Source organism: Aeromonas sp. FDAARGOS 1411, assembly GCF_019047125.1.
Lineage (GTDB): Bacteria > Pseudomonadota > Gammaproteobacteria > Enterobacterales > Aeromonadaceae > Aeromonas > Aeromonas veronii.
The window spans coordinates 2,991,757-3,016,153 of record NZ_CP077214.1 but is presented as its reverse complement, the minus strand read 5'-3'; the positions used below and the strand labels follow the sequence as shown (position 1 = coordinate 3,016,153).

Annotated in this window: 24 protein-coding genes; 17 read left to right on the top strand and 7 right to left on the bottom strand. The window is 56.0% G+C overall.

From position 1 onward, the window contains the following. Nucleotides 1-5: 5 nt before the first annotated feature. Together I6L41_RS13460 and tapY2 are read left to right on the top strand one after the other, a co-directional pair. Nucleotides 6-3,668 carry a pilus assembly protein gene (locus tag I6L41_RS13460; RefSeq protein WP_216959451.1) on the top strand — a complete coding sequence of 1,221 codons (3,663 nt, stop codon included), beginning with the start codon at nt 6-8 and terminating at the stop codon, nt 3,666-3,668. Further along, nucleotides 3,665-3,946, top strand: a complete 282-nt coding sequence (tapY2, locus tag I6L41_RS13455; RefSeq protein ID WP_019445572.1) for a type IVa secretion system protein TapY2 — start codon at nt 3,665-3,667, stop codon at nt 3,944-3,946. Before I6L41_RS13460 ends, tapY2 begins: the two co-directional genes overlap by 4 nt. A gap of 27 nt (nt 3,947-3,973) precedes the next feature. Here tapY2 and I6L41_RS13450 read toward each other — a convergent pair whose 3' ends face one another. Both I6L41_RS13450 and I6L41_RS13445 read right to left on the bottom strand, forming a co-directional pair. Further along, complete coding sequence (locus I6L41_RS13450) at nt 3,974-4,501, bottom strand: GspH/FimT family protein (protein ID WP_058058695.1); 528 nt, start codon at nt 4,499-4,501, stop codon at nt 3,974-3,976. Nucleotides 4,502-4,599: 98 nt separating this feature from the next. Further along, a complete protein-coding gene (locus tag I6L41_RS13445; protein WP_069554505.1) occupies nt 4,600-5,118 on the bottom strand; it encodes a GspH/FimT family pseudopilin in 519 nt (172 codons plus the stop codon). Between the two features lie 146 nt (nt 5,119-5,264). Between I6L41_RS13445 and I6L41_RS13440 the strand changes: the two genes are divergently transcribed. The 5 genes from I6L41_RS13440 (at nt 5,265) to I6L41_RS20880 (ending at nt 8,773) form a co-directional block, all read left to right on the top strand. Next, complete coding sequence (locus I6L41_RS13440; protein WP_216959449.1) at nt 5,265-6,887, top strand: NAD+ synthase; 1,623 nt, start codon at nt 5,265-5,267, stop codon at nt 6,885-6,887. Nucleotides 6,888-6,896: 9 nt separating this feature from the next. Further along, on the top strand, nt 6,897-7,235 hold the full coding sequence (gene glnB, locus I6L41_RS13435) for a nitrogen regulatory protein P-II (protein ID WP_005308848.1): 339 nt from the start codon (nt 6,897-6,899) through the stop codon (nt 7,233-7,235). Nucleotides 7,236-7,294: 59 nt separating this feature from the next. Continuing rightward, a complete protein-coding gene (locus I6L41_RS13430) occupies nt 7,295-7,888 on the top strand; it encodes a hypothetical protein (protein WP_272502552.1) in 594 nt (197 codons plus the stop codon). Between the two features lie 18 nt (nt 7,889-7,906). Then, nucleotides 7,907-8,416: an S-ribosylhomocysteine lyase gene (gene luxS / locus I6L41_RS13425; protein WP_005340462.1), complete on the top strand. Its 510-nt coding sequence runs from the start codon at nt 7,907-7,909 to the stop codon at nt 8,414-8,416. Between the two features lie 177 nt (nt 8,417-8,593). Continuing rightward, nucleotides 8,594-8,773 (top strand): DUF5363 family protein, encoded by a 180-nt coding sequence (locus tag I6L41_RS20880; protein WP_075113932.1) that lies wholly within the window; start codon nt 8,594-8,596, stop codon nt 8,771-8,773. On the opposite strand, the gene I6L41_RS13415 is transcribed toward I6L41_RS20880, so the two are convergent. Next, nucleotides 8,742-9,383: a type II secretion system protein gene (locus I6L41_RS13415; protein WP_202003075.1), complete on the bottom strand. Its 642-nt coding sequence runs from the start codon at nt 9,381-9,383 to the stop codon at nt 8,742-8,744. The genes I6L41_RS20880 and I6L41_RS13415 overlap by 32 nt on opposite strands. Before the next feature lie 41 nt (nt 9,384-9,424). Here I6L41_RS13415 and I6L41_RS13410 point away from each other — a divergent pair, with 41 nt between their 5' ends. From I6L41_RS13410 to deoD, 7 genes are all read left to right on the top strand, one after another. After that, on the top strand, nt 9,425-10,198 hold the full coding sequence (locus tag I6L41_RS13410) for a TatD family hydrolase (protein ID WP_216959446.1): 774 nt from the start codon (nt 9,425-9,427) through the stop codon (nt 10,196-10,198). A 222-nt stretch (nt 10,199-10,420) separates the two neighbouring features. Further along, complete coding sequence (locus I6L41_RS13405; RefSeq protein WP_005340466.1) at nt 10,421-11,695, top strand: NupC/NupG family nucleoside CNT transporter; 1,275 nt, start codon at nt 10,421-10,423, stop codon at nt 11,693-11,695. A 125-nt stretch (nt 11,696-11,820) separates the two neighbouring features. Continuing rightward, nucleotides 11,821-11,991, top strand: coding sequence for a XapX domain-containing protein (locus I6L41_RS13400; protein WP_005340467.1), 171 nt, complete (start codon nt 11,821-11,823; stop codon nt 11,989-11,991). 424 nt (nt 11,992-12,415) lie between these two features. After that, entirely contained in the window at nt 12,416-13,189 is a 774-nt protein-coding gene (gene deoC, locus I6L41_RS13395) for a deoxyribose-phosphate aldolase (RefSeq protein ID WP_005340468.1), read from the top strand. A 109-nt stretch (nt 13,190-13,298) separates the two neighbouring features. Beyond that, entirely contained in the window at nt 13,299-14,630 is a 1,332-nt protein-coding gene (deoA, locus tag I6L41_RS13390) for a thymidine phosphorylase (protein ID WP_042030712.1), read from the top strand. A 14-nt stretch (nt 14,631-14,644) separates the two neighbouring features. After that, nucleotides 14,645-15,853: a phosphopentomutase gene (locus I6L41_RS13385; RefSeq protein WP_216959443.1), complete on the top strand. Its 1,209-nt coding sequence runs from the start codon at nt 14,645-14,647 to the stop codon at nt 15,851-15,853. Nucleotides 15,854-15,929: 76 nt separating this feature from the next. Next, the gene (gene deoD / locus I6L41_RS13380; protein WP_005340471.1) at nt 15,930-16,646 is read left to right on the top strand and encodes a purine-nucleoside phosphorylase; all 717 of its coding nucleotides are present in this window, start codon (nt 15,930-15,932) and stop codon (nt 16,644-16,646) included. Between the two features lie 67 nt (nt 16,647-16,713). Here deoD and I6L41_RS13375 read toward each other — a convergent pair whose 3' ends face one another. Continuing rightward, complete coding sequence (locus I6L41_RS13375) at nt 16,714-17,334, bottom strand: AhpA/YtjB family protein (RefSeq protein ID WP_005340472.1); 621 nt, start codon at nt 17,332-17,334, stop codon at nt 16,714-16,716. 120 nt (nt 17,335-17,454) lie between these two features. On the opposite strand from I6L41_RS13375, the gene serB reads away from it, so the two are divergent. After that, nucleotides 17,455-18,465, top strand: coding sequence for a phosphoserine phosphatase SerB (gene serB / locus I6L41_RS13370; RefSeq protein WP_216959439.1), 1,011 nt, complete (start codon nt 17,455-17,457; stop codon nt 18,463-18,465). A gap of 29 nt (nt 18,466-18,494) precedes the next feature. Then, nucleotides 18,495-19,400 (top strand): alpha/beta fold hydrolase, encoded by a 906-nt coding sequence (locus tag I6L41_RS13365; RefSeq protein WP_216959433.1) that lies wholly within the window; start codon nt 18,495-18,497, stop codon nt 19,398-19,400. A gap of 54 nt (nt 19,401-19,454) precedes the next feature. On the opposite strand, the gene I6L41_RS13360 is transcribed toward I6L41_RS13365, so the two are convergent. Further along, on the bottom strand, nt 19,455-21,833 hold the full coding sequence (locus I6L41_RS13360) for a PilZ domain-containing protein (RefSeq protein ID WP_216959430.1): 2,379 nt from the start codon (nt 21,831-21,833) through the stop codon (nt 19,455-19,457). Between the two features lie 100 nt (nt 21,834-21,933). On the opposite strand from I6L41_RS13360, the gene radA reads away from it, so the two are divergent. Beyond that, nucleotides 21,934-23,301 (top strand): DNA repair protein RadA, encoded by a 1,368-nt coding sequence (gene radA / locus I6L41_RS13355; protein WP_005340481.1) that lies wholly within the window; start codon nt 21,934-21,936, stop codon nt 23,299-23,301. A gap of 79 nt (nt 23,302-23,380) precedes the next feature. Here radA and I6L41_RS13350 read toward each other — a convergent pair whose 3' ends face one another. Further along, complete coding sequence (locus I6L41_RS13350) at nt 23,381-23,761, bottom strand: PilZ domain-containing protein (RefSeq protein ID WP_005340482.1); 381 nt, start codon at nt 23,759-23,761, stop codon at nt 23,381-23,383. A gap of 100 nt (nt 23,762-23,861) precedes the next feature. Further along, entirely contained in the window at nt 23,862-24,344 is a 483-nt protein-coding gene (gene rsd, locus I6L41_RS13345) for a sigma D regulator (RefSeq protein ID WP_216954864.1), read from the bottom strand. Nucleotides 24,345-24,397: the final 53 nt, after the last annotated feature.

Here is a 24,397-nt window from a genome sequence, read left to right as displayed (position 1 = left end):
CAGTAATGAACATAAGGAACTGTTTGTTTACAAGCTTGCTGGTATTGTGTTGCGGAATGTCAGGTGCATCTTTGGCGGTAGGTACTGGTTATTCCGATGATACCGAGTTGTTTATTTATGATTTTGCCAAGGCGGGGGACTTCCGCCCTAAGGTGCTCTTTATTTTCGATAACTCGGGGAGTATGAAAAATACAACCGAAGTTGCTAAAGAGCCTTATGACTCATCGATAAGTTATCCATCATTGGCTAATGATCCAGATGTTAATAATAGCAATCGCTTCATCTATTTCTCCACTGATGGAAAAGTCCCCACTATCAACAGTACCAAACGTTTTAGTGAGAATTTAAATGCATGTGCGACATCTAAAGGCCCTCTAAATAATGTGGGCCGATTTCAGTCACGAGTTTGGGGATATGAAATATATGATAAAAATAGAAAGGGGCGTTGGCGTTCTCTAAATGATTTTGATATTTACAGTATAATAATTGCAGATTGCCAGCAAGATATTGATGAGCAAAACGCAAACAATCAATATTCAGGCCCATATTCAACATATATTGTTGATGGTTATCCCGTTGACAAGCCAAATCGTACAACGGGAAGCTGGTTTTACACATCAAACGTAGCCAATGCTCTTGCTAGTGGTAGTTCTACCCAGATCTCATTATTTACGGCAAATTATGTCCGTTGGTATTACGGTAGTACAGGTGTGTCAACACAAACTCGATTGAAAGTTGCTCAGGATGCAGTCAAAGAACTGGTTTTGGCTACGCCAGCTGTCGATTTTGGTCTGGCTGTTTTTAACTACAATGATGGCAATGAACCAGGTAGTAGAAATGGCGGAAGAATAATCCGCAATATTGTAGGTAACGATGCCATCCTCACCTCTGGTAAAAGCGGTGCGCAGGATTTGATTGACAAGGTAAATAGTTTGAGCTCTGACACTTGGACTCCCTTGTGTGAAACACTATATGAATCATATAGATACTTTGGCGGTTTGGGGGTGTACTTTGGTGACGATGATGTAAATCGTACTCCCAAGCGGGATAGCAATGCTGAAGTAACATCGGGTATATATAAAACCCCCTATGATAAATGTTCCAATAATGGTTATATCATCTATATGACAGATGGTGAACCAACCAATGATAAAGCAGCAGATTCCCTTGTTGCCAACCTGATCAGTACGTTATCTACAGAGGACAAGGTTGCTTATGGTGGCTTGGTTAGTTATGGGTCTTCTGGTGAAAAAAGCTATCTTGCTGCACTTGCCGGATATATGAAAAACAATGATGTAAACACCTCGGCTATTGGCAAACAAACAGTCACAACATTCACCGTGGGTTTTGGAGATGAAGCAATTAAGGGGGCCGGTGCATTATTGGCAGAGACCGCTCGTCGTGGTGGGGGTAAATACTATCCAGCAACCGATGCAACCCAACTTAACGAAGCATTAAAATCATCATTACTAGCTATCTTGAAAATGAATACCTCGTTGGTCTCTCCCGCCATTGCCACTAATAACTTTGACCGTACTCGCAGTCTGAATAATATTTATTATGCAATGTTTGAGCCTGGTTCTGGTCCACGATGGAAGGGCAATCTTAAAAAGCTGGTTCTGAATCCAGATAAGGGTTATGTAGTCGATCAGAGTGGCTTACCTGCGATATCCAGTGATGGAACAATTCTTGAGTCAGCAAGAACCTATTGGTCATCCACCAGTGATGGTAACAAGGTTGCCGAGGGTGGGGTACAAGAGATGCTGGCAGCTAAAACCAATCGCAATCTTTATATTATTCCCCCTTCCACTAATACATTAACTCCCTTTAGCAAGTCTGCTCTTGAGGGTATGGCAGGCGGGGCGACGCAGCTACGTACTGTCATGAAACTTGATAGTGCTGATAGCATGGATGACCTGCTTAATTGGACCAAGGGGATTGATGCGTTTGATGAGAATCAGGATGGTGATAGAACAGATAATCGGGAACATATTCTTGGTGACCCGTTGCATTCACGGCCATTAGTGATCAACTACGGTTGTACAAAGTCGACAGGACAGACTACATGTACACCTGACTTGCGCATTGTGATGGGAAGTAATGCCGGCTTCTTGCATATGTTTAAAGACAGCGGCACCACGGTTGATGAAAGCTGGGCCGTTATGCCCTATCAATTTATTGCCAGTCAGAAAGCGCTGCGAGAAAACCTGGATTCATCGGCTCATCTATATGGTGTAGATTCATCGCCCACTGTGCTGGTCAATGAGCAAGTCAAAGATGGTCATATCAAGTCGTCACAAGGTGACAAAGTGTGGTTATTTACCGGGTTGCGCGGTGGTGGCAAGGCCTATTATGCGTTGAATATATCCGATCCGGACTCCCCTTCGCTGATGTGGCGGTTGGATAAAAACAGTGCCGGTTTCAGCAACCTGGGGGAAACCTGGTCGATCCCCGAGGTTGCGTTTATTCCCGGTTATTACATAGAAACCAATGGTAAAAAAACCTATAAGCCAGTCCTGATATTCTCTGGAGGTTATGACCAGGCCAAGAGCTATTTGGGCCAGGGGGCTGAAGACAGTGAAGGGTTGGGTATTTATATCGTGGATGCTGAGGCCGGCACGCTGTTGTTCAGCTTTACCCCAGATGCGGCCAGTGCAACCAACAAACAAGTTGCAGGCATGGTTTATAGCATGCCTGGCTCTGTCTCCGTGCTGGATAGTGATGGAGATGGTATTTCAGACCGAATCTATGCAGGAGATACCGGTGGCCAGATCTGGCGCATCGACATGAAGCGGACAGAAAAATCCAAATGGACGGCCATCAAATTTGCCAGTTTGGGTAATGCCCATTTAAGTGAGGGTGATAAGAAACTGGCAGACGACCGTCGCTTCTTTACTCAGCCCGTATTGGTGCGCACCATCAATAAAGGTTGGAAGTATGATGGTACAAATTATCTTTACAGTGAGCGTCCATTTGATGCCGTATTGATAGGCAGTGGTGATAGAAATCGTCCTTCCTCAGAAGCGACAACCCAAAATGTGTATGTGATGCTACGTGACTACAATGTTAATCCAACCTTGTTTGGGACAACGTCTGAACCAGCGGTGCCATCAAGTATCACACTGAACGATCTCTACGATGTGACCAGCGATCCCTTTACGGGTTTGAATGAAGAGCAGATTGTAAGCACCACCAAGGCGTTGACCAGCAAGTTGGGATGGAAATTCTGGCTCAATGAAAGCGGTGAAAAATCAATGGGGGCTGGTTTGGTGTTGCAAGGCAAGCTTTATTTCACCTCCTTCTTACCTCAGGTACAGGACTTCCAACAATGTACGATTCAATCGATCGGTGCCCTGCGCCAATATATGATTGATATGCACTATGGCACTTCGTTCAAATATGTACTGGATAGCAACAATCAGGAAGTTATTCAGCGTTACGTAGAGGTGCAAAATAAGGTTGCTGATGATCTGGTTATTCATGGTGGGGATGATGGCCGGATCAGGATTATAGGTGGTGCTCCGGGCAAGGAGGTCATCCTCAAAGATGATGGGAAGGGAGAGCCTGAGCGCTGTACCGGTGAAGGAGAATGCTCACAAGGTGCGGAAGAGGCAAAAATGGATATGTCCCCCAAGAAAATCTATCTCTATGAAGGAGAACAGGGATGAAACGCATGCTGCTCTGGTGTGTGGGCTTACCCTTGTTGGTTCATGCTCAAACGGAAGACATGAAATGTTATGTCACTCTGGAAGGTGGCGTGCAGATGGTGTTGCAGCAACCGGTTGCTGATACGAGCAAGGCAAATCTGGTCAGGGTGTTTAAACAGAAAGGTTATGAGATTGATGGGGTGGTGCATCTTGTCACAGAGGTAATCGAGTGCGTTCCTTTGGCGGCTACCTTTTCGCTGGCTGATGCAAAAAAACAAGATGAAATCCAACCCAGATAACGTTGGTTATTGAGTAGGGTAAAGGGGCTAAGAACAACTCAGCCCCTTTTTTTCGCTTCTGCTTCTGCCGGATGGGGAAACGATGATATCGACTCGGGGTGCCTGGTCGATACAAAACCGGAGTGTCATATTGGTGCCAATCGCAGTGCCATCTGGACTAAATCGCACAAATTGTCGATTGGCCGTCACGGTATGTTTTTCAAGAAAGGGTTCTGTTGCTGATAACAAGATATCGCCATTTGCAATATCGAATTGGCGATCCTGATTGGTGTCGATAAAGACAAGCATGCGCTGAGCGCCGGTTTGATTTGCGAGTACACAACCTTCTTTTGTGGAGTTTCTGACAGGCATGGCAAGACATGCTGTGACGGGTTGCTGCTGTGTGATGGCTTGCCGTTGGCCGAAGATCAGGTGGTCCTGCAGGTTTCTTGTGTAGATGTCGCTGTCGGTAGATGTCAGCAGATTTGCCAATGACGGCAGTCCCAAGGTCAGCAGGATGGTTGTCAGGCTTGCCGATATCAAAAACTCAAGCAGGGTAAATCCATTTCGTGCCATAGCGTATGAGTCCTTGTTCAAAAGAGACTCTAAGCATAGTTATTGGATTGAAATGGATCCTTTTGTGCTCGTGTGTGTTTCGCGGTAGTTAACGCAGGTCATGGACATACAGCACCACTTGCCTGGCTATGGGCACGCCCGGCAGGCATAACTTCAATCTGAACGCCCTTTTCGCCGCTTACACAGAGTGAAAAGGTGACCTCGCTGTCAGACGTAATGGTGCCATCTGGGGTGAAGCGCAGCGCCTGTGCATCTGCAGAAATGGCCAGTTCTGCAGGAAACTCGGGACTTGCCGTCAGAGTTGTTTCGCTGCCATTGAGCTTCTGATCGCTATTAGTATCGATAAAAGCGATCTGCCGGGTCGCTCCATTTTGATTGGCAGTAACGCACTCTTCTACAGAATTATTGATAGTGGTCAGGCAGAGAGTAACCGTTTGCTGGTTAGAGATAGCCTGTTGTCTGGCATAGTTTAAGTGGTTGAGAAGGCTTTTTTCCTGGGTCGCCAAATTATTGCTGCCAAGCAGGTTAGAGAGGGAAGGAATACCAATCCCCAACAGAATGACGCCCAGTGCAATGGCTATCATCAACTCCATCAGGGTAAATCCGGCGTTTTTCATATCTGCGAAGGCCTGTCGTTCCGTGACTATCTACAGCTTATCCTTCCCGCAGGTTGCTGTCACACGGTTACGCCTGTCTTGAACTGGCAGATTGCCCCCCTTTTCTTTATCATTCCCCATCATTTTCGAATTCAAGATGCATCGCCATGGCAAAAGCCCTCTCTCTGATGCTTGCCCAGTTGAATCTGACGGTAGGCGCCATCGAAGATAACACTGACAAAGTGCTCGCTGCGGCGGCTCAGGCCGAGCAGCAAGGTGCCGATCTGCTGGTCTGCTCCGAGCTGGCCCTGACCGGCTATCCACCGGAAGATCTGTTGCTGCGTGCCGATCTGATGGTCCGGGTCGAAGCCGCGTTGGCTCGTGTTGCCAAATGGCAGGGCAACTGTGCCATTTTGGTGGGTCACCCTTGGCGTGAAGGAGAGGCGCTCTACAACGCGGCTTCCCTCTATGAGCAGGGCCAGCTGATTGCCCGTTACTTCAAGCAGGATTTGCCCAACTACGGTGTGTTTGATGAGAAGCGCTACTTTACCGCTGCAAGCGAGACCTGCGTGGTGCCGTTCCGGGGTCACCAGCTGGGGCTGCTCATCTGTGAAGATCTGTGGCAGCCGGGTCCGGCGCTGGCCGCCAAGGCGGCAGGGGCCGATCTGCTACTCACCATCAATGCGTCTCCTTACGATCAGGAGAAACCCTGGATCCGCCGCGAACTGATGACTGAGCGCTGCGATCAGACCGATCTGCCGCTGGTCTACCTCAATCAGGTATGCGGTCAGGACGAGCTGATTTTTGACGGCTGCTCCAAGGTGTTCAACAGCCAGGGCGAGTTGACCCACAAATTGGCACCGTTTGCCGAAGAGCTGGCGCTGGTACGCTTTGCCGATGGTCAACCGGTGAAAGAGCGGGAACCCGCGGCGCCGCTGGAGCCGTTGGCCGAGACCTATCAGGCGCTGGTGCTGGCAGTGCGCGACTACGTTACCAAGAACGGTTTCCACGGGGCGGTACTGGGTCTCTCCGGCGGCATCGACTCGGCGCTGACGCTGGCCATTGCGGCCGATGCCATCGGTGCCGACAAGGTGCAAGCGGTGATGATGCCGTTCCGCTATACCGCCCAGATGAGCGTGGAGGATGCCAAGGAGCAGGCCGAACGGATGGGGGTTGAGTTCAACATCATCTCTATCGAGCCGATGTTCGAAGGGTTTATGACCCAGCTGGCGCCGCTGTTTGAAGGTACCGCCCGCGATACTACCGAAGAGAACCTGCAGGCTCGCTGCCGTGGGGTGCTCTTGATGGCGCTCTCCAACAAGCGTCGTCGTATCGTGCTGACCACTGGCAACAAGAGCGAGATGGCGGTGGGCTATGCGACTCTTTACGGTGACATGGCGGGCGGTTTTGACGTGTTGAAAGATGTGCCCAAGACGCTGGTCTTCAAATTGTGTGAATATCGCAACTCGGTCGACTACGTGATCCCGCAGCGGGTTATCGACCGTCCGCCTTCAGCAGAGCTGGCGCCGGACCAAGTGGATCAGGACAGTCTGCCGCCGTACGACATCCTGGATGCCATCCTCAAGCGCTACGTGGAAGAGGATGCTTCCGTGGCCGACATGGTAGCGGAGGGCTTCGAAGAGGCTGTAGTGCGCAAGGTGATCCGTCTGGTGGATCTCAACGAATACAAGCGCCGTCAGGCGGCGGTTGGGCCCCGCATCACGGCCCGCAACTTTGGTAAGGATCGCCGTTACCCCATTACTTCGGGGTTTGGCAAACAGAACTGGTAAGGAGTCACCATGAAGAAGATTGAAGCCATCATCAAACCGTTCAAGCTGGACGATGTGCGCGAGGCCCTGGCCGAGATCGGCATCAACGGCATGACCGTCTCCGAAGTCAAAGGCTTCGGTCGCCAGAAGGGTCACACCGAGCTCTATCGCGGAGCCGAATATATGGTCGACTTCCTGCCGAAAGTGAAGGTGGAGCTGGTGGTGCAGGACGAGGATCTCGATGCCTGTCTGGAAGCGATCCAGAACACCGCCCGCACCGGCAAGATTGGTGACGGCAAGATCTTCGTTTGCGAGGTGGAGCGCGTCATTCGTATCCGTACCGGCGAAGAGAACGAAGACGCTATCTGACCTTGGCTATCTCTTTACCTGACCAGCGGCGTGAAGCGCGACCTCATTTGATGGGGTGGATGCGTTTTGTGGTCGTGGCCAGCCTGTTGGCGGGCCTGACTGCTTGCAGTACCCGTCCACCGGCCCAGCCGGAGAATCTGTGCCAGATCTTTCGCGAGAAGCCGGACTGGCACAAGGCCGCGCTCAAGATGAACGAGAAGTGGGGGACGCCGATCCATGTGGTGATGGCCATGATGTATCAGGAGTCCTCTTACGTACATGATGCACAGCCGCCGATGCAGTATTTCCTCTTCATCCCGACCGGGCGGGCCAGTTCGGCTTATGGTTATGCTCAGGTCAAAGATGAAACCTGGGCTGATTACCAGCGGGAAACCGGCAACAGCTGGAGTGACCGTGATGACTTTGCCGACGCCATCGATTTTATGGGTTGGTACACTAACAAAGCTCAGCGGCTCAATGGCACCTCCAAATGGGATGCCTATGGCCAGTACCTCAACTATCACGAAGGGTGGGGTGGCTACCGGCGTGGCAGCTATCGCAGCAAGGGGTGGTTGATGAAGACCTCTCGCAAGGTGGAAGCTCGCGCCCAGCGCTACGGCGCCCAGTACCGTCAATGCAAGGATCAGCTCTCCCGTGGGGGCTGGTTCTGGTAACCAAATCAGGAGTCAGAAATGCCGTTATTGGACAGTTTTACCGTTGACCACACCCGTATGGAAGCGCCAGCGGTGCGTGTGGCCAAGACCATGCAGACCCCGAACAAGGACACTATTACCGTGTTCGACCTGCGTTTCTGTGTACCGAATCAGGAGATCCTCTCCGAGCGCGGTATCCATACGCTGGAGCACCTGTTCGCCGGTTTTATGCGTGATCACCTGAACGGCAACGGCGTGGAGATCATCGACATCTCCCCCATGGGTTGCCGTACCGGCTTCTACATGAGCCTGATCGGCGCGCCGGACGAAGCCCGTGTTGGCGCAGCCTGGCAGGCAGCCATGAGCGATGTGCTGACCGTGCAGGATCAGGCCAAGATCCCCGAGCTGAACGAGTATCAGTGCGGCACCTACAGCATGCACTCGCTGGAAGAGGCGCACGCTATCGCCCGTCATGTGCTGGAGCGCGGTATCGGCGTCAACCACAACGACGAGCTGGCCCTGCCGGAAGAGAAGCTGAAGAGTCTGTGAGGCTGATGAGCTGCCGCTCATCGGTTAACCTCTTCAGGTAATGTGAAAAGAGCTGGTCAGCTATGCTGACCGGCTCTTTTTTATTCCGCCCGATCGCGGTTATGGGGATGACTTGCTCCCCTTGCCGACTCTGATTAGGATGGTTTTTGACCTGAACCTGTTGGCGGAGGTGTGACGATGAAAGGGGTATTGCTGCGTTGGCTAGCCCGTTACGACGCGTGGTGCGAGGAGTGGGGGCTCACTCAGGAGAACCGGCGCTGCTGCACGCCGGTTCGTTATGATGATGATTCAAGCAAAGAGCGAGCTTGCGCAGAAGAGGCTGAGCTCAATCAAAATTGCGGGTCACGGCACCGGTAACGCTGTTGTACTCGAAGCCGAGGCCGTTTCGATATTCCGGGGTGGTCTGGAAGCGGTTGATGGAGTCGCGCAGGATATAGCGGCAGTTGAAGTGTTTCTCGTTGCCTTCATCCTCATCTTGATGGCCTGAACCGACTTGTGTGGATAGATAATCAAACCCTTCTGGGATATTCACAGCGTTGGGAGCTATGGGGGTGACCGTTTGGTCTCCATCAAGCAGGTCATTGAATAGCAATTCACAGTCATCATCATTGTTGACTGATATATGGTTACCTGAGCCCGGCTGATATGGTTTATCGCTTCCCGCACTCCCTTGGTCTTCCTTCGAGCCCGTTGGCCAACCATATCGATTAATATCCACATCGCCTTTACCAAAGCTGCTCAGGTTGTAGAGCGCGATCGCTTGCCCCTGTACTTTCACTGCCCAGCCAGCATGAGCCAGCTGAACTGCACTGGCAAAGCTGCCTGCGGTCGCCGAGACCGTGCTTTTCAGGGCATCATCCTTGATATTGATAAAGCGGGGCAGGGCGGTGACGGCCAAGATCCCCAGCACTATGATCACCAGCACCAGTTCAATCAGGGTAAAGCCGTTGTTTCTGTTGTTCATCATGTTCAATGACCCATTAAATACCGCAAACAGGTGTGAGTGATATGCAGCTGATAGATACCCATTGCCATCTCGACTTTCCGGTGTTCGACCAGGACAGGGAGGCGCTGCTGGCCCGTTGTCGGGCATTAGGGGTGACGGAGTATATCATTCCTGCCATCGCAGAGGATAACTGGACTCGTGTGATGGCACTGGCAGATCAGCATGACGGCCTCTTTTATGGTCTGGGCATTCATCCCTGGTATGCCGGTGAACAGCGGGAGGGGGTGATGGAGCGGCTGCGAACGCTGGTAATGAGCCAGCCTGCCGGGCTGGTGGCCATAGGCGAGTGTGGGCTGGACCTCCGTTCTCACGTGTCGCAGGAGGGGCAGCTTGCGCTGTTTGAGGCTCAGATCCGGCTGGCTGCCGATGTCGGGCTTCCCCTGATGATCCACTCGGTGCGTGCCAATGACACTGTGGCCAAGCTGTTGCGCCGTTTCAAGCCGCCTCGTGGCGGGGTGATCCATGCTTTCAGCGGTTCGTTGCAGCAGGCGGAGGCTTTCTGGCAACTGGGCTTTCGACTCGGGGTGGGCGGGGTGATCAGTTTTGAACGGGTGAACAAGACGCGAGAGGTATTTCGGGCCATGCCGCTCGAGGCCCTGGTGCTGGAAACTGATTCGCCCGATATGCCCTTACAAGGTGAGCAAGGTACCCGGAATACCCCGGAAGCGCTGCCGAAAATAGCGGAAATATTGATGACCTTGCGGGAGGAATCATCGGCAGATGTTGCCAAGGTGTTATTTGAAACTGCCCGGCATATTTTCCATCACGACCAATAGCCATGAAACAAATTCGCAACACCTGATTTAGTTGTCAGGAAAAAAAATGAGCGTAAAAATCGTTTGCTGTCTAATTTTGTGACACTTGGACATTTTGATAACGATAAAATGTGACCAGCATTCTATTTTATCGGACTTTAATTAGTATAATGCGCTCCCCTTGATTAGTTGGGTTTAATAACAACTCGCTAACAAGCCAGGTGCTACTAGAGGAAGATAATAATGAATTTGTTCATGGGTCTGGTAGGGATGGCGACGCTCGTCCTTATCGCGGTGCTGTTCTCCAGCAATCGCAAGGCAATCAACGTCCGTACCGTTGTCGGTGCGTTCGCAATTCAAGCCGGTCTGGGGGCGTTTGTTCTCTATGTTCCGGTTGGTCGCGATATCCTGGTCGGCGTGTCCGACGCGGTATCCAGCGTGATCAGCTACGGCCAGAACGGGATCGACTTCCTGTTTGGCGGTCTGGTCAGCAACAAGATGTTTGAAGTGTTCGGCGGCGGCGGCTTTGTCTTTGCCTTCCGTGTTCTGCCGGTCATCATCTTCTTCTCTTCCCTGATTGCCGTGCTCTACTACCTGGGCATCATGCAGATGGTCATCAAGTTGCTGGGCGGCGGTCTGCAGAAAGTACTGGGAACTTCCCGCACCGAATCCCTCTCTGCAACTGCCAACATCTTCGTCGGTCAGACCGAAGCGCCGCTGGTGGTTCGTCCTTACATCGCCAAGATGACTGACTCCGAGCTGTTCGCTGTCATGTGTGGTGGTCTGGCTTCCGTTGCCGGTTCCGTACTGGCCGGTTACGCCTCCATGGGCGTGAAGATGGAGTACCTGATTGCTGCCTCCTTCATGGCTGCACCGGGTGGTCTGCTGTTCGCCAAGCTGCTGGTTCCCGAGACCGAGACCCCGAACTACGACGAAAGCTCTGCCGATGCCGAGCTGGATGACAAGCCTGCCAACGTCATTGACGCCGCTGCTGCTGGCGCTTCTGCCGGTATGCAACTGGCCCTGAACGTCGGCGCCATGCTGCTGGCCTTCATCGGTCTGATCGCCATGATCAACGGCATCTTCTCCGGTGTGGGTGGCTGGTTCGGTTATCCGCAACTCTCTCTGGAACTGCTGTTGGGCTGGATCTTCTCCCCGCTGGCCTTCCTGATCGGTGTGCCCTGGAATGAAGCAGTGGTTGCCGGTTCCTTCATCGGTCAGAAGCTGGTCGTGAACGAGTTCGTGGCTTACCTGAACTTCGCTCCGTACCTGAAAGACGAAGTGCTGATCAACGGTGTGGCCATGTCCGATCACACCAAGGCGATTATCTCCTTCGCACTGTGTGGTTTTGCCAACCTCTCCTCTGTTGCCATCCTGCTGGGTGGTCTGGGGTCCATGGCGCCGAACCGCCGCGGCACCATTGCACGCTTTGGTCTGAAAGCCGTACTGGCTGGCTCTCTGTCCAACCTGATGTCTGCCACTATCGCAGGCTTCTTCTTGGCACTGTCCGGCATGTAATCGCCGCCTGACTGACAGGGTATAAACACGAACGCCACGGCATCTGCCGTGGCGTTCGCGTATGGAGCGGTGACAACCGTTTTCCTATCTAAACTAATAATAAAATGAGTCAAATCGGAGGTTATATGAATGAAGTGCTACTGGCGATGGTGGCCGGCTTTATAGTTGGTTTGTTGTTTTCTTTCCTCAAATTGCCGATCCCGGCGCCTCCCGTTTTGTCCGGGGTAATGGGGATCGTCGGGGTCTATCTGGGGGGATTGGCCTACTCCTGGATCCTGACTCGTTTCTTTTCGTAAGGCTTTTTTAGACCTGGATTTGCCAGATGTGAGGTACCTCTGAAATTGGCAAATCCGGCTTGCAAACAGGGGGTATCTCGGCTGAAATAGGCGTTGCCAGCAGGGTGCTGGCAATGACTAATACTCGATGAAATCGGGTGTTGGCGGTCAAATGGAATTGATTGGGAAGTCGGGTCAGATGTTGTCGGCCTTTCTCAAGTCTTCATGGAACCAAGTCCGCACTTTTGTAAGAAAGTGACAGGGCTCTTGCCTTATTTACAGTCGCAGTGCCTGCAGGGTGTTTTGAATAGCATCCCGATAGTGCCGGTGCCTTCGCACTGTAATTCCATTCCCGTATAGCTGGGGATTACTGCCTGTGCATCCATCGCTGGATGGTCTGGTGGTGCCCGGTTATCTGGATTAAATCGAGACTTTGGAGAACAGAATGACTGATCTGAAAGTGGCCGCTCAGCGCGCCCTGAACCTGATGGACCTGACCACCCTGAACGATGACGACACCGATCAGAAGGTGATCGACCTGTGCCATAAGGCCAAGTCACCGGCTGGCCTGACCGCCGCCGTCTGCATCTACCCCCGTTTTATCCCTATCGCTCGCAAAACCCTGCGTGAGATCGGCGCAGCCGACGTACGCATTGCGACCGTGACCAACTTCCCCCACGGCAACGACGACATCGAGATCGCCGTGGCCGAGACCCGTGCCGCTGTCGCCTACGGTGCTGATGAAGTGGACGTGGTGTTCCCGTATCGCGCCTTCATGGCCGGTAATGAACAGATTGGTTTTGATCTGGTCAAAGCCTGTAAAGAGGCCTGCGGTGCCAACGTGCTGCTGAAAGTGATCATCGAAACCGGCGAGCTGAAAGAAGAGGCGCTGATCCGTCGCGCTTCCGAGATCTGTATCGATGCCGGTGCCGACTTCATCAAGACCTCCACCGGCAAGGTGCCGGTCAATGCGACCCCAGAAGCGGCACGCATCATGATGGAAGTGATCAAGGCCAAGAATCCGAAAGTCGGCTTCAAGCCGGCAGGTGGCGTGAAAGATGCAGCCGTTGCCGGTCAGTACCTGGCCATGGCCGAAGAGATCCTCGGCAACGACTGGGTATCTGCCCGTACCTTCCGCTTTGGTGCATCCAGCCTGCTGGCCAGTCTGCTGGCCACTCTGGGGCATGGCGACAAGCCGGCCAACACCAGCGGTTACTAATAGGTTGATGAGAGGGCGGACTGCTGTCCGCCCTGTTAGCCCCCACCATGCTGTGTGCGGGCAAGGATTCAGGCTTGTGTAACGCCAGTAATGGCGGAGGGAATGAAAGATGTTTTTGCCTCAAGAAATTATTCGCAAGAAGCGCAACGGTGAAGCGCTCAGTACCCAAGAAATTCAATTCTTCGTTCAGGGCATTACCAACAACACCATCGGCGAAGGGCAGATCGCCGCGCTGGCGATGGCGGTCTACTTCAAAGATATGACCATGGATGAGCGGGTAGCCCTGACCTGCGCCATGCGCGACTCCGGCATGGTATTGACCTGGGATCACCTCAATCTGGGTGGCCCGATTGTCGACAAGCACTCCACCGGTGGTGTGGGTGACGTTGTCTCTCTGATGCTTGGCCCGATGGTGGCCGCCTGCGGCGGTTTCGTGCCGATGATCTCCGGCCGTGGCTTGGGCCACACCGGCGGTACCCTCGACAAGCTGGATGCCATTCCCGGCTACCAGACCTCGGTCGACAACGATCGTTTCCTGAAAGTGGTGAAAGAGGCGGGTGTCGCCATCATCGGCCAGACCGGCGATCTCGCTCCGGCTGACAAGCGTATCTATGCAGTACGGGACATCACTGCCACCGTCGAATCTGTCGCCATGATCACCGGCTCTATCCTCTCCAAGAAGCTCGCCTCCGGGCTCGAAGCTCTGGTGATGGATGTGAAAGTGGGCTCCGGCGCCTTTATGCCGACCTTCGAAGCCTCCGAAGAGCTGGCCAAGAGCATTGTGGCCGTGGCCAACGGTGCTGGTTGCCGCACCTCTGCGCTCTTGACCGATATGAACCAGGTGCTGGCCTCCAGCGCCGGTAACGCGGTGGAAGTACGTGAAGCGGTGCGTTACCTGACCGGTGAATACCGCAACCCGCGCATCCACGAAGTGACCATGGCGTTGTGCGCCGAGATGCTGATCTCCGCAGGCTTGGCCAGCGACGAGCGCGATGCCCGCACCAAGCTGCAGGCGGTACTGGATAACGGCAAGGCGGCCGAGATCTTCGGTCGCATGGTGACAGGTCTCGGTGGCCCGGCCGATTTCATGGAGCGTTACGACGCTTACCTGCCCAAAGCCGCCATCGTGCGCCCGGTCTTCGCGGCCAACAGCGGTTTCGTGACCGCCATGGATACCCGCGAGCTGGGTCTGGCCGTGGTCGCCATGGGCGGGGGGCGCCGCGCTGCCGGTGACAAACTTGATTATGCGGTCGGTCTGACCGACTTTATCCGCCTGGGTCAAAGCGTCGATGCTGACAAGCCGATCGCGATGATCCACGCTCAGACTGAAGAGCAATATGCTCAGGCTGCCAGCATGGTGCAGGCGGCTGTCCGGATTGGTGGCGAGCGGCCGGAGGCACTGCCTGAAGTGTACCGCCGTATCACCCTGGCCGATTTGTAACAAGGGGAAGACCCATGAAACGTACCTTTATTCTGATGATGGACTCTTTCGGTATTGGCGCAGCTGCCGACGCCGACAAGTTCGGAGATGTGGGCGCCAACACCCTTGGCCATATCGCCAAGGCGTGTGCGGCAGGTGAAATTGAAGGCCGTGGCGCCCTCAATCTGCCCAACCTCAACAAACTGGGCCTGGGCCACGCCTGCGAGCAGGCTTCCGGCTACTTCCCGGAAGGGCTGAAGAAAGATATCGAGGTGGTCGGTGCCTACGGCTTTGCGCAGGAGCTCTCCTCCGGCAAGGACACCCCGTCCGGTCACTGGGAGATCGCCGGTGTGCCCGTGCTGTTCGAATGGGGCTACTTCAAGGATCACCACAACAGCTTCCCGCAGGAGCTGCTGGATGCCATCGTCGAGAAGGCTGGTCTGCCGGGCTATCTCGGTAACTGCCACGCCTCCGGTACCCAGGTGCTGGACGATCTGGGCGAAGAGCACATGAAGACCGGCAAGCCGATCCTCTACACCTCTGCCGACTCCGTGTTCCAGATTGCCTGCCACGAAGAGACCTACGGCCTCGAGAAGCTCTATGAACTGTGCCACATCGTGCGCGAGCTGCTGGAGCCCTACAACATCGGCCGCGTGATTGCGCGTCCGTTCGTGGGCTCTGGCAAGGGCAACTTCAAGCGTACCGGCAACCGTCACGACTACTCCGTGCTGCCGCCGGCGCCGACCGTGCTGGATTACATGAAAGATGCGGGCGGTCAGGTAGTCTCCATCGGCAAGATCGCCGACATCTATGCCCAGCAGGGCATCACCAAGCAGGTGAAAGGGACCGGTCTGACCGAGTTGTGGGATCGCACGCTGGAAGAGGTGAAAGCGGCCGGTGACAACACCATCGTCTTCACCAACTTCGTCGACTTCGACTCCTCCTACGGCCACCGCCGTGACGTTGCCGGTTATGCCGGTGCGCTGGAGTATTTCGATTCCCGCCTGCCGGAGCTGTTTGATCTGCTGCAGGATGGCGACGTGGTGGTGCTGACTGCCGACCACGGCTGTGACCCGACCTGGGGTGGCACCGACCACACCCGCGAATACATTCCGGTGCTGTTCTTCGGCAAGCCGGTCAAGGCTGGCTCCGTTGGTCGTCGTGAGACCTTTGCCGATATCGGCCAGAGCATCGCGGCTTATCACGGCCTGCCGAAACTGGCGTACGGTACCAGCTTCCTGTAATTTACCCGCCCGCCACTTCGGCGGCGGGAAATTTATAAAACAATAAAACTCAACCTAGTGTGAAGGAATCAAGAGAATGGCAACTCCTCATATCAATGCGAAAGATGGCGCCTTTGCTGATACCGTGCTGATGCCGGGCGACCCCCTGCGCGCCAAGTACATCGCTGAAACTTTCCTGGAGAACGTCGAGCAGATCTGCGACGTGCGCAACATGTTCGGCTTTACCGGTACCTACAAGGGCCGTCGTATCTCCGTCATGGGTCACGGCATGGGTATCCCGTCCTGCTCCATCTACGCAAAAGAGCTGATCACCGATTACGGTGTGAAGACCCTGATCCGCGTGGGCTCCTGTGGCGCCGTGCGTGAAGACGTGAAACTGCGTGACGTGGTGATCGGTATGGGTGCCTGCACCGATTCCAAAGTAAACCGTCTGCGCTTCAAAGATCACGATTTCGCTGCCATCGCCGACTTCGACCTGGTTGCCAATGCCGTGCAGGCCGCCAAGAACAAGGGCGTTGCCGTGCGCGTCGGTAACATCTTCTCTGCCGACCTGTTCTACACTCCGGACCCCTCCATGTTCGACGTCATGGAAAAGTACGGCATCCTGGGTGTCGAGATGGAAGCCGCCGGTATCTACGGCGTGGCTGCAGAGTACGGTGCCAAGGCGCTGACCATCTGCACCGTCTCCGACCATATCCGTACCGGTGAGCAGACCACCTCTGAAGAGCGTCAGCTGACCTTCAACGACATGATCGAAATCGCACTGGATTCCGTCCTGTTGGGCGACAAGTAATTCCTCCGCGAATAAGAAACGGCGGCCTTCTGGCCGCCGTTTTTGTATCCGCTCTCTGGTTGCGCCATCAATTTTCCGGAGGTGGCGAGGGGGGCGTACTCTTTTTCTTGTGCTTGCGCACCCGCATGTAGTTGCGGCGTACGCCGTAGGAGATGAGCACCCCGGCCAGCAGGGCGACCAGCAGCATCAGGCGCTGTTTCTCCTGCACCACCTTGAGCCGGGTGTCCTTGTCTGCCAGCATCTGCTGCTCTTCCAGGGTGATGCGCAGGAAGCCGATGGTCTGCTCGCCATCCCGGATCTCCTGCACGAACTGGATCCGCCCCTTGCCCTGCTCCGGCAGTGACTTGTTATCGCTGCCGATGGGCAGCAGGCTCTCCAGCGGCACCGCCTGCTCAGACTGGGCGAGGGGAATGCCGCGTCCGTCGTAGAGGGTGGCATCGAGGATCTCCGGCTCCGCAGCCAGATCCCGCGCCAGCCGCTCCAGCTCGCTGCTCTTCTCCTCCTTGATCCAGCGTTTCATGTCGCGGGCGGCATAGGCGACCAGCGCTTGTGCCCGGTTGCGCGCTTCGCTGTGCAGCGAGGCCTGGCTTTCACCCTGCATATGAATAAGCACACCGAGCACCCAGCATCCGAGCAGGATACCGGCACCCAGGCTGAGAACACGTTTAATGGGAAGATGACGCTGCAAGCGTGAGACCTCATGGTAACAAGGAGTGGCGGGATCTTGGCGCTTGCCTGTACAAAAAGCAATACGCTACTCTGGGCCAGCATTGTTAACCCCCTGATCACCAAGGAAGGCGTATCCCTTATGTTGTTGTCCCGGCTCCCCCCTCTGTTATCCGATTGGCCCGCGTTGTTGTCCGGCTCACCCTGTTGGCAGCTCAGTGCAGATGCGTTGCAACCGACAGAGACTCCGCTGGCTGGCGGCTGGTTGGTGCTGTTTGGCAAGGGGCTGGGCGCCTCCCATCTGGCGCGTCTGTCGCCACTGTTGGCTGCACAGGGGTTGGCGGCCACCCTCTATCCTCCCACCGAGGTGGCAGGCGTGCCGCTGCTGCTGCTTGGCTGCGATCGCTTCTCTGCCGAGTTGGTGGCCGAGCTCAAGAGCGGTAAGTGGGAGATCGATCTCTGCCATCTGCCAGCGCTACCGACCCTGAACGAGCCCGGCCTGCTGGTGATGGATATGGACTCCACCGCGATCCGCATCGAGTGTATAGACGAGATAGCCCGGCTTGCCGGGGTTGGCGAGCAGGTGGCGGCAGTGACGGCCGCGGCGATGCAGGGCAAGCTGGAGTTTTCCGACAGCCTGCGTAATCGGGTCGCGCTGCTTGAGGGGGCGCCGGTCACCATTCTCGACGAGGTGGCGGCATGGATGCCCTGGATGCCGGGCTTGCAGCTGATGGTCGATACCCTCAAAGGGGCGGGTTGGAAGGTGGCCATCGCCTCCGGCGGTTTTACCCGTTTTGCTGGCCAGTTGCAGCGCGAGCTGCGATTGGATGCCATCTTCGCCAACGAGCTGGCGGTGGAGGGGGGCCAGCTGAGCGGCAAGGTGAGTGGGCGCATCGTCGATGCCAGCGTCAAAGCCGAGGTGTTGCAGCAGCTGGCGGCCGAATATGCCATTGCACCCGCCCAGACCGTGGCCATCGGCGATGGTGCCAACGATCTCAAGATGATGGGGGTCGCTGGCCTTGGCATCGCCATTCACGCCAAGCCGCTGGTGCGGGCGCAGGCGGCGGCCACCCTCAATCATCACGATCTGGAGGGGGTGATTTGCCTGCTGGCGGCGCGGGCCTGCAGCGAGCAACGCTGGGACAAGCGCTAACAGTGTTTCAAGGAGGAAACCAATAAAAAATGGAATTGTTGCAGCAGTCTCTGTTTATCCCCTGTGGTAGCCATCAATTGCATGTTCGCCACATCAAACCCCGGGTCGCCGTGCATGGCGAGCCGATCCTGATGGTGCACGGCGCCATCGAGAACGGCCGGATCTTCTATACCGAATCGGGCAAAGGGTTGGCCTGCTTTCTGGCCCGCCATGGCTATCAGGTCTATGTGGCTGATTTGCGGGGACGAGGGCTCAGCACTCCTGCCATCGCCGAGCAGGCGGAGCACGGTCAGCATGAGCTGATCACCGAGGATCTGCCCGCCCTGCAGCGCTGGGTTGCCGAGCGCCATCATGGCTTCAAGGTGCACTGGGTGGCCCACTCCTGGGGCGGTGTCATCATGGCCTCGACCCTGGTGCGCTTCCCCGAGCTGGCGGATCAGGTGGCCAGCCTGCTGTTTTTTGGCACCAAGCGCGGTGTGTCGGTGCACAATCCCGAGCGCTGGCTGAAGGTGGATCTGATCTGGAATCGGTTGGCCCCCTGGCTGGCTCGCCGCCGTGGTTTTCTGGCGGCTCGCAATCTGAAGATCGGTGCTGACGACGAGCCGCTGCGCTATCTGCAGGAGACCATCCCCTGGGTCAAATGCGGCCCCTGGCAGGATCCTCACGACGGTTTTGCCTATGACGAGGCGGCGGCACGGGTCAACTGGCCACCGCTCTGGATGATTTCGGCCAAAGCGGACAAGGTGCTGGGTCACCCGACCGATGTGCGCCGTTTCAGTGACGAGATGGGTTCGGCCACACGTCACACCCGATTGGGGCGGGACAACGGCAACCGCCTCGATTATGACCACATCAATATGCTGACCGCCCCGCAGGCCCTGGAGGATCACTTCCCCCAGATCCTCGACTGGCTGCTCAACCCGCAGGCGGCATGACAAAAAACAGGGCGCCTCGAGCGCCCTGTTTCATTTTTGTCTGTTTCCGGATCGTCAGTTCAGCGGCGGCGTGATGCCAAAGCGGAACAGGGTGGCCTGGGTGGTATCGGTCAGTTCACCCACCCCCACCACGCTCCACAGCTCCTCTTCCAGCTTACGCGCCTTGTGGATGGCGAACTTGGCGATGTAGTCCAGCTCGTTGGCGATGAAGTTGGTGTCGGGCCGTCCGGTACGGGAGATGCCGACCAGCACCGAGTAGAACTCCCCCTGTTGCTGCGCCAGCTCGATGAACTGACGCTTCTCTTTGACGTTGGCAAAGCTGCTGGCCAGCCGGCTGCTGAAGATGGGCAGGCCGGCCTTGGTCTGGATGCTGGCGATATAGACCTCGTCCTCTCTCGGTTTGTCCTCCCGCTCGATGGCACGCAGCGGGTTCATCAGCAGCTCCTTGAGCAACTCCCCCTGAAACAGCGGGTAGAGGTTCTCCTGCTCCGGCAGCTCGGCACAGGCTTGCAGCAGCCGCTGCAGACTGCGCGGTTGTAGAGACTTGCCGATGGAGGCTGGTTTGGGGGCGCCTTTCAGCTTGTTGACGTAGACCGGCGAGTTGAACAAGTGGTGGGTGTAGATGTTGCGCAGTGCCCGCGCCAGCCCACGATAGCGGCGCTGCTCCTGCGCCGCCTTGAGCTTGTTCTGGTTGCTCTCGATAAGCAGACTGAAGAACTGGCGGCCGGTATGGCGATCCGAATCCCCTTCGATGCAGAGGTGCAGCACGGTGCGGGTCATGTTGAGGCTGACCAGCCGGTAGGAGAGGCGCTGCAGATCCATGCTCTTGGAGAGCTCCTGCAAGCGGGGCAGGGCGATGGTCACCACATCGTTTTTCTCGCCGATAAAGGCATCTTCCAGCTCGATTTGCAGGCCGTGAGTCGAGATGTCGCGGGTCCAGCCGATCCAGGATTTGCCGTTGTGATGGATGGCGACCGCGGTCTTGTGGATGTAGCGCGACTCCTTGCGCAACTGAACATAGTGCAGGGTCTCGATCTCGAACGGGGCAACTCCCTGTTCGTGACCAAAGCGTTGCAGCTCGTTGGCGTTGTTGCTGACCCCTTCCTGATGGAACTCTTCCCGCTGGGACTCCAGGCCGATCTCCTGCAGCAGGCCGCAATAGCCGATCTGCTTGAGCCGCTCGAGCAGCAGGATATCTTGCAACTGCGGGTTGTCTTGCCCCTGCAGTTGTCCCACATCCGCCTCGACCAGGTCGCATGCCTCCAGCGTGAACTTGTAGACACGCCAGCTGGGGCGGCGCGAGCCCACCTGGAAGAAGAGGGCGGTGAGGCCACTCTGGCGCAGCTCCTCGGCGGTGGCGGAGAAGAAGTAGATATGGCTGCGCACCGTGTGGGTAAAGCAGTAGATGATGGTCTCGGTGGTGGTACCGGGGGCCGGGCAGAGCCGTTTCATCCGCTCTGCGCTGAAAAGCCCCGCGAGGGCATCGCGGTTTTTCTCATCGCGCCAATACTCCAGCAGGTGCTGGTTGTTTTCCGTACGCAGGGCAATCTCGAGATTTGGGCTGTCGCCGGTGCCGAAGAAGAGCGGCATGCCGGTCATCCGTGGCAGGTAGAACTGCTCATACCCTTTGATGATGGCGGCGGAGAGCAGATAGTCGACGCTGACCCGATAGCGGATCTTGTTGGCGTCGATAAAGTCGCTGAGGAAGGCATCAAAGGCTGGCTGTTCGCCGGAGCGCACCAGTCGCAGCCAGTATTTCCCCTCTTTGCTCTCTTCGCCAAGGATCTGATAGCCGACCGGCTGGTGCAGCACCGGATTAGGGGTATCCCGCTCCAGTCCGGTAAAGAAGACCTCCACCTGGGCGCCGGTGTGATAGTTCGGCAGATAGGGAACCGAGACCCGCATGCCACCCAGCGAGAGATCGGAACTCTTGGCGAACAACTTCTCCCCGTCCTGAAACTTGATCAGCACCGGCGAGCTGAAGTGCATCCGCTCCTGACGGCGGCCGTAGTAGCTGGCAAAGGCAATGGTGTTGACATCATATTGCCGGAAGGGGCTGGCCGGTGGAGACAGCTGACCATCCACGCGGGCGTTGTGGTGCTGTTTTTGCCACTGTTGCAGCGCCTCGTAGACGCCGAGGGTATAGATATCGCGATAGAGATAGCACTGGGACTGGAACAGGGCAATCGCATCGGCGGGCATGAAGTGAGTGATGCCGTCAAACTCATGCACCTGGCACTCATCCTCCAGCTCATCGCGCATGTCGATGACCCTGCGGCAGGGGGAGCACTTGCGCTTGAGCTCCATCTTGATCAGAAAACGGCTGTTGCTGTTTTCCTCCTGGGTCATGCGGTTGAAGATCTCCTCGAAATCTTTCTCCCGCAGCAAGGGGACGAGTTGTTCAATCAGATGTTGCTGGTGTTCTGAATCCATTTGTTCCTGCCACGGAAAGTCACTTTTCCGATTCTGGGTTTGATCTGTCGGTCGCAAACAAGTATATCAAGCAGGAATTCATCCTGTCCCCGAGTTATCAATGGCCAAAAATAAAACTGCTTATGTTTGTTCCGAATGTGGTGCCGACTTCACACGCTGGCAAGGTCAATGCAGCGAGTGCAAGGAGTGGAATACCATTACCGAGGTGCGCCTCGGCTCGGTGAGCCCCGCTGGCAAGAGTGCCCGTTACACCGGTTATGCCGGCGCGGTCGGCAGTCAGGTACAGACACTGGCAGAGATCGCCACCACCGAAATTCCCCGTTTTACCTCAGGTTTCAAGGAGCTGGATCGGGTGCTTGGTGGCGGTGTGGTGCCAGGCTCGGCCATTCTGATCGGCGGCAACCCGGGGGCGGGCAAGTCGACCCTGTTGCTGCAAACCATGTGTGGTCTCGCTGAACGGATGAAAACCCTCTATGTCACTGGTGAGGAGTCGCTGCAGCAAGTTGCGATGCGGGCCAACCGCCTTGGGCTGCCCACCGACAAGCTGCGGATGCTCTCCGAGACCAGCGTCGAGCAGATCTGCCTGATTGCCCAGCAGGAGCAGCCGCAGATCATGGTGATCGACTCCATTCAGGTGATGCATGTGGCGGATGTGCAATCGTCCCCCGGTTCTGTCTCTCAGGTGCGCGAAGCGGCAGCACTGCTGACCCGCTATGCCAAACAGAACCATGTGGCCATCTTTATGGTGGGCCATGTGACCAAGGATGGCAGTCTGGCAGGTCCCAAGGTGCTGGAGCACTGCATCGACTGCTCTGTGCTGCTTGATGGTGGCCATGACTCCCGTTTTCGTACCCTCCGCTCTCACAAGAACCGCTTCGGTGCGGTAAACGAGCTGGGGGTCTTTGCAATGACCGAACAGGGGATGCGCGAGGTGAGCAACCCCTCCGCCATCTTCCTCAGCCGGGGGCAGGAGCAGGCGCCCGGTTCCATCGTCATGGTGATCTGGGAGGGCACCCGGCCGCTGCTGGTGGAGTTGCAGGCGCTGGTTGACTACTCCCAGCTCTCCAACCCGCGGCGGGTGGCGGTGGGGATGGATCACAACCGGCTCGCCATGTTGCTGGCGGTGCTGCACCGTCACGGCGGGTTGCAGATGGCGGATCAGGATGTCTTCATCAACGTGGTCGGCGGGGTCAAGGTCGAGGAGACCAGTGCGGACTTGGCGCTGCTGTTGGCGATGGTCTCCAGCTTCCGGGATCAGGCGCTGCCCAAGGATCTGGTGGTGTTCGGCGAAGTGGGCCTTTCCGGTGAAATTCGCCCGGTGCCGTCCGGCCAGGAGCGGTTGCAGGAGGCGGCCAAGCACGGTTTTCGTCGAGCCATCGTGCCGCACGCCAATGCCCCCAAGCATCCCATCGAAGGGATGGAAGTGGTACCGGTCAAGAAGCTGTCCGAGGCACTCGAGGCGCTGTAATCGTCCCGCATTGCAATCGAGAGAGCAGAACAACAAAAAGAGCGCCTCTGCGCTCTTTTTTACGGGGCGTAACCTGCCATCAGGGCTGGCTATGTTCCAGATGTTCGCTCAGCAGTTGTTCCAGCTCGCGGTGGAGCAGCTCTTCGTCACCGACGTTAAGCTCGATCATCCGCTTGAGGTGGGTGGCGCTGTCGATATCGATGTGGTGGCAGTAGAAACCCAGCTTCTTGCTGGCTTCGTGGGTCAGCTCGACCTGCATTTTGATCTCGATATCGCTACCGCTCAGGATAAAGCTGAGCTGGTACTCCTTGTTGTCACGGCTCTCCCAGTCGTCGGGGCGGATCAGCAGGGCTCCCTGCAAGGAGACGTCGACAAGCTGGGTCTGCCACTTCTGTTCCCCCTGGGTGAGTTCTGCCATGGTCAAGTAGAGGATCCGTGCAAAACGGCGGCGCTCAGACATGCTCATCTCCTGTATGCAATAAGTGTGGACGCTAGGGTCATTGCTCTGAGTGTAATCCACCTTGGTTGCCAGTATCTTGAACTTGCTCCGAAAATGGCATTCAGGCTTGCTGGGTACTCAAGGATTCCACCACATGAAGCGCCTTGACCAGGCGGTCCTCCTGTTTGAACCGCTCTTCCAGAACCGGACCCAACTCATTGAGATCATCATCCAGTAGCAGCAATTGGGCCTCGTCGGCATCACTGTATTTGTCGTTGAACTCGAGGGCGAATTCAGTGCTGTTACGAATATGGGGATAGATGCGCTTGGCCAGCTCCAGTGTTTCGCCGCTGGCTTGCTCGAAGGCGGTGACGACGTGGTGGTAGATCTCGAAATGGCCTGCACTGACATAGTCGACCAGCCGGTCGCAAAACTGATGCAGCTCTTCTGTTTTGGGCAGGCTGCGTTGCTTGATCCGCGCCGGAGTGAGGCCTGCCAGCTGCATGTATCCAACCAGCAACGCTTGCCTTGCATCCAGCCAGTCGTCGATAGCCTTATGCTTGCCTGCCAGCGCCTGCTTGGTCTGTTCCAGTTTCGTCAACATAATCCCTATCCCTCCGTGGGGCAAAGGCCGGCCGATTGTTCGGTATTCCGAGC

Bases quoted from the DNA above. Each gene is read 5' to 3' on its own strand.
- I6L41_RS13460 (WP_216959451.1), top strand. From the start codon at position 6: ATGAACATAAGGAACTGTTTGTTTACAAGCTTGCTGGTATTGTGTTGC.
- tapY2 (WP_019445572.1), top strand. From the start codon at position 3,665: ATGAAACGCATGCTGCTCTGGTGTGTGGGCTTACCCTTGTTGGTTCAT.
- I6L41_RS13450 (WP_058058695.1), bottom strand. From the start codon at position 4,501: ATGGCACGAAATGGATTTACCCTGCTTGAGTTTTTGATATCGGCAAGC.
- I6L41_RS13445 (WP_069554505.1), bottom strand. From the start codon at position 5,118: ATGAAAAACGCCGGATTTACCCTGATGGAGTTGATGATAGCCATTGCA.
- I6L41_RS13440 (WP_216959449.1), top strand. From the start codon at position 5,265: ATGGCAAAAGCCCTCTCTCTGATGCTTGCCCAGTTGAATCTGACGGTA.
- glnB (WP_005308848.1), top strand. From the start codon at position 6,897: ATGAAGAAGATTGAAGCCATCATCAAACCGTTCAAGCTGGACGATGTG.
- I6L41_RS13430 (WP_272502552.1), top strand. From the start codon at position 7,295: ATGCGTTTTGTGGTCGTGGCCAGCCTGTTGGCGGGCCTGACTGCTTGC.
- luxS (WP_005340462.1), top strand. From the start codon at position 7,907: ATGCCGTTATTGGACAGTTTTACCGTTGACCACACCCGTATGGAAGCG.
- I6L41_RS20880 (WP_075113932.1), top strand. From the start codon at position 8,594: ATGAAAGGGGTATTGCTGCGTTGGCTAGCCCGTTACGACGCGTGGTGC.
- I6L41_RS13415 (WP_202003075.1), bottom strand. From the start codon at position 9,383: ATGATGAACAACAGAAACAACGGCTTTACCCTGATTGAACTGGTGCTG.
- I6L41_RS13410 (WP_216959446.1), top strand. From the start codon at position 9,425: ATGCAGCTGATAGATACCCATTGCCATCTCGACTTTCCGGTGTTCGAC.
- I6L41_RS13405 (WP_005340466.1), top strand. From the start codon at position 10,421: ATGAATTTGTTCATGGGTCTGGTAGGGATGGCGACGCTCGTCCTTATC.
- I6L41_RS13400 (WP_005340467.1), top strand. From the start codon at position 11,821: ATGAATGAAGTGCTACTGGCGATGGTGGCCGGCTTTATAGTTGGTTTG.
- deoC (WP_005340468.1), top strand. From the start codon at position 12,416: ATGACTGATCTGAAAGTGGCCGCTCAGCGCGCCCTGAACCTGATGGAC.
- deoA (WP_042030712.1), top strand. From the start codon at position 13,299: ATGTTTTTGCCTCAAGAAATTATTCGCAAGAAGCGCAACGGTGAAGCG.
- I6L41_RS13385 (WP_216959443.1), top strand. From the start codon at position 14,645: ATGAAACGTACCTTTATTCTGATGATGGACTCTTTCGGTATTGGCGCA.
- deoD (WP_005340471.1), top strand. From the start codon at position 15,930: ATGGCAACTCCTCATATCAATGCGAAAGATGGCGCCTTTGCTGATACC.
- serB (WP_216959439.1), top strand. From the start codon at position 17,455: ATGTTGTTGTCCCGGCTCCCCCCTCTGTTATCCGATTGGCCCGCGTTG.
- I6L41_RS13365 (WP_216959433.1), top strand. From the start codon at position 18,495: ATGGAATTGTTGCAGCAGTCTCTGTTTATCCCCTGTGGTAGCCATCAA.
- I6L41_RS13360 (WP_216959430.1), bottom strand. From the start codon at position 21,833: ATGGATTCAGAACACCAGCAACATCTGATTGAACAACTCGTCCCCTTG.
- radA (WP_005340481.1), top strand. From the start codon at position 21,934: ATGGCCAAAAATAAAACTGCTTATGTTTGTTCCGAATGTGGTGCCGAC.
- I6L41_RS13350 (WP_005340482.1), bottom strand. From the start codon at position 23,761: ATGTCTGAGCGCCGCCGTTTTGCACGGATCCTCTACTTGACCATGGCA.
- rsd (WP_216954864.1), bottom strand. From the start codon at position 24,344: ATGTTGACGAAACTGGAACAGACCAAGCAGGCGCTGGCAGGCAAGCAT.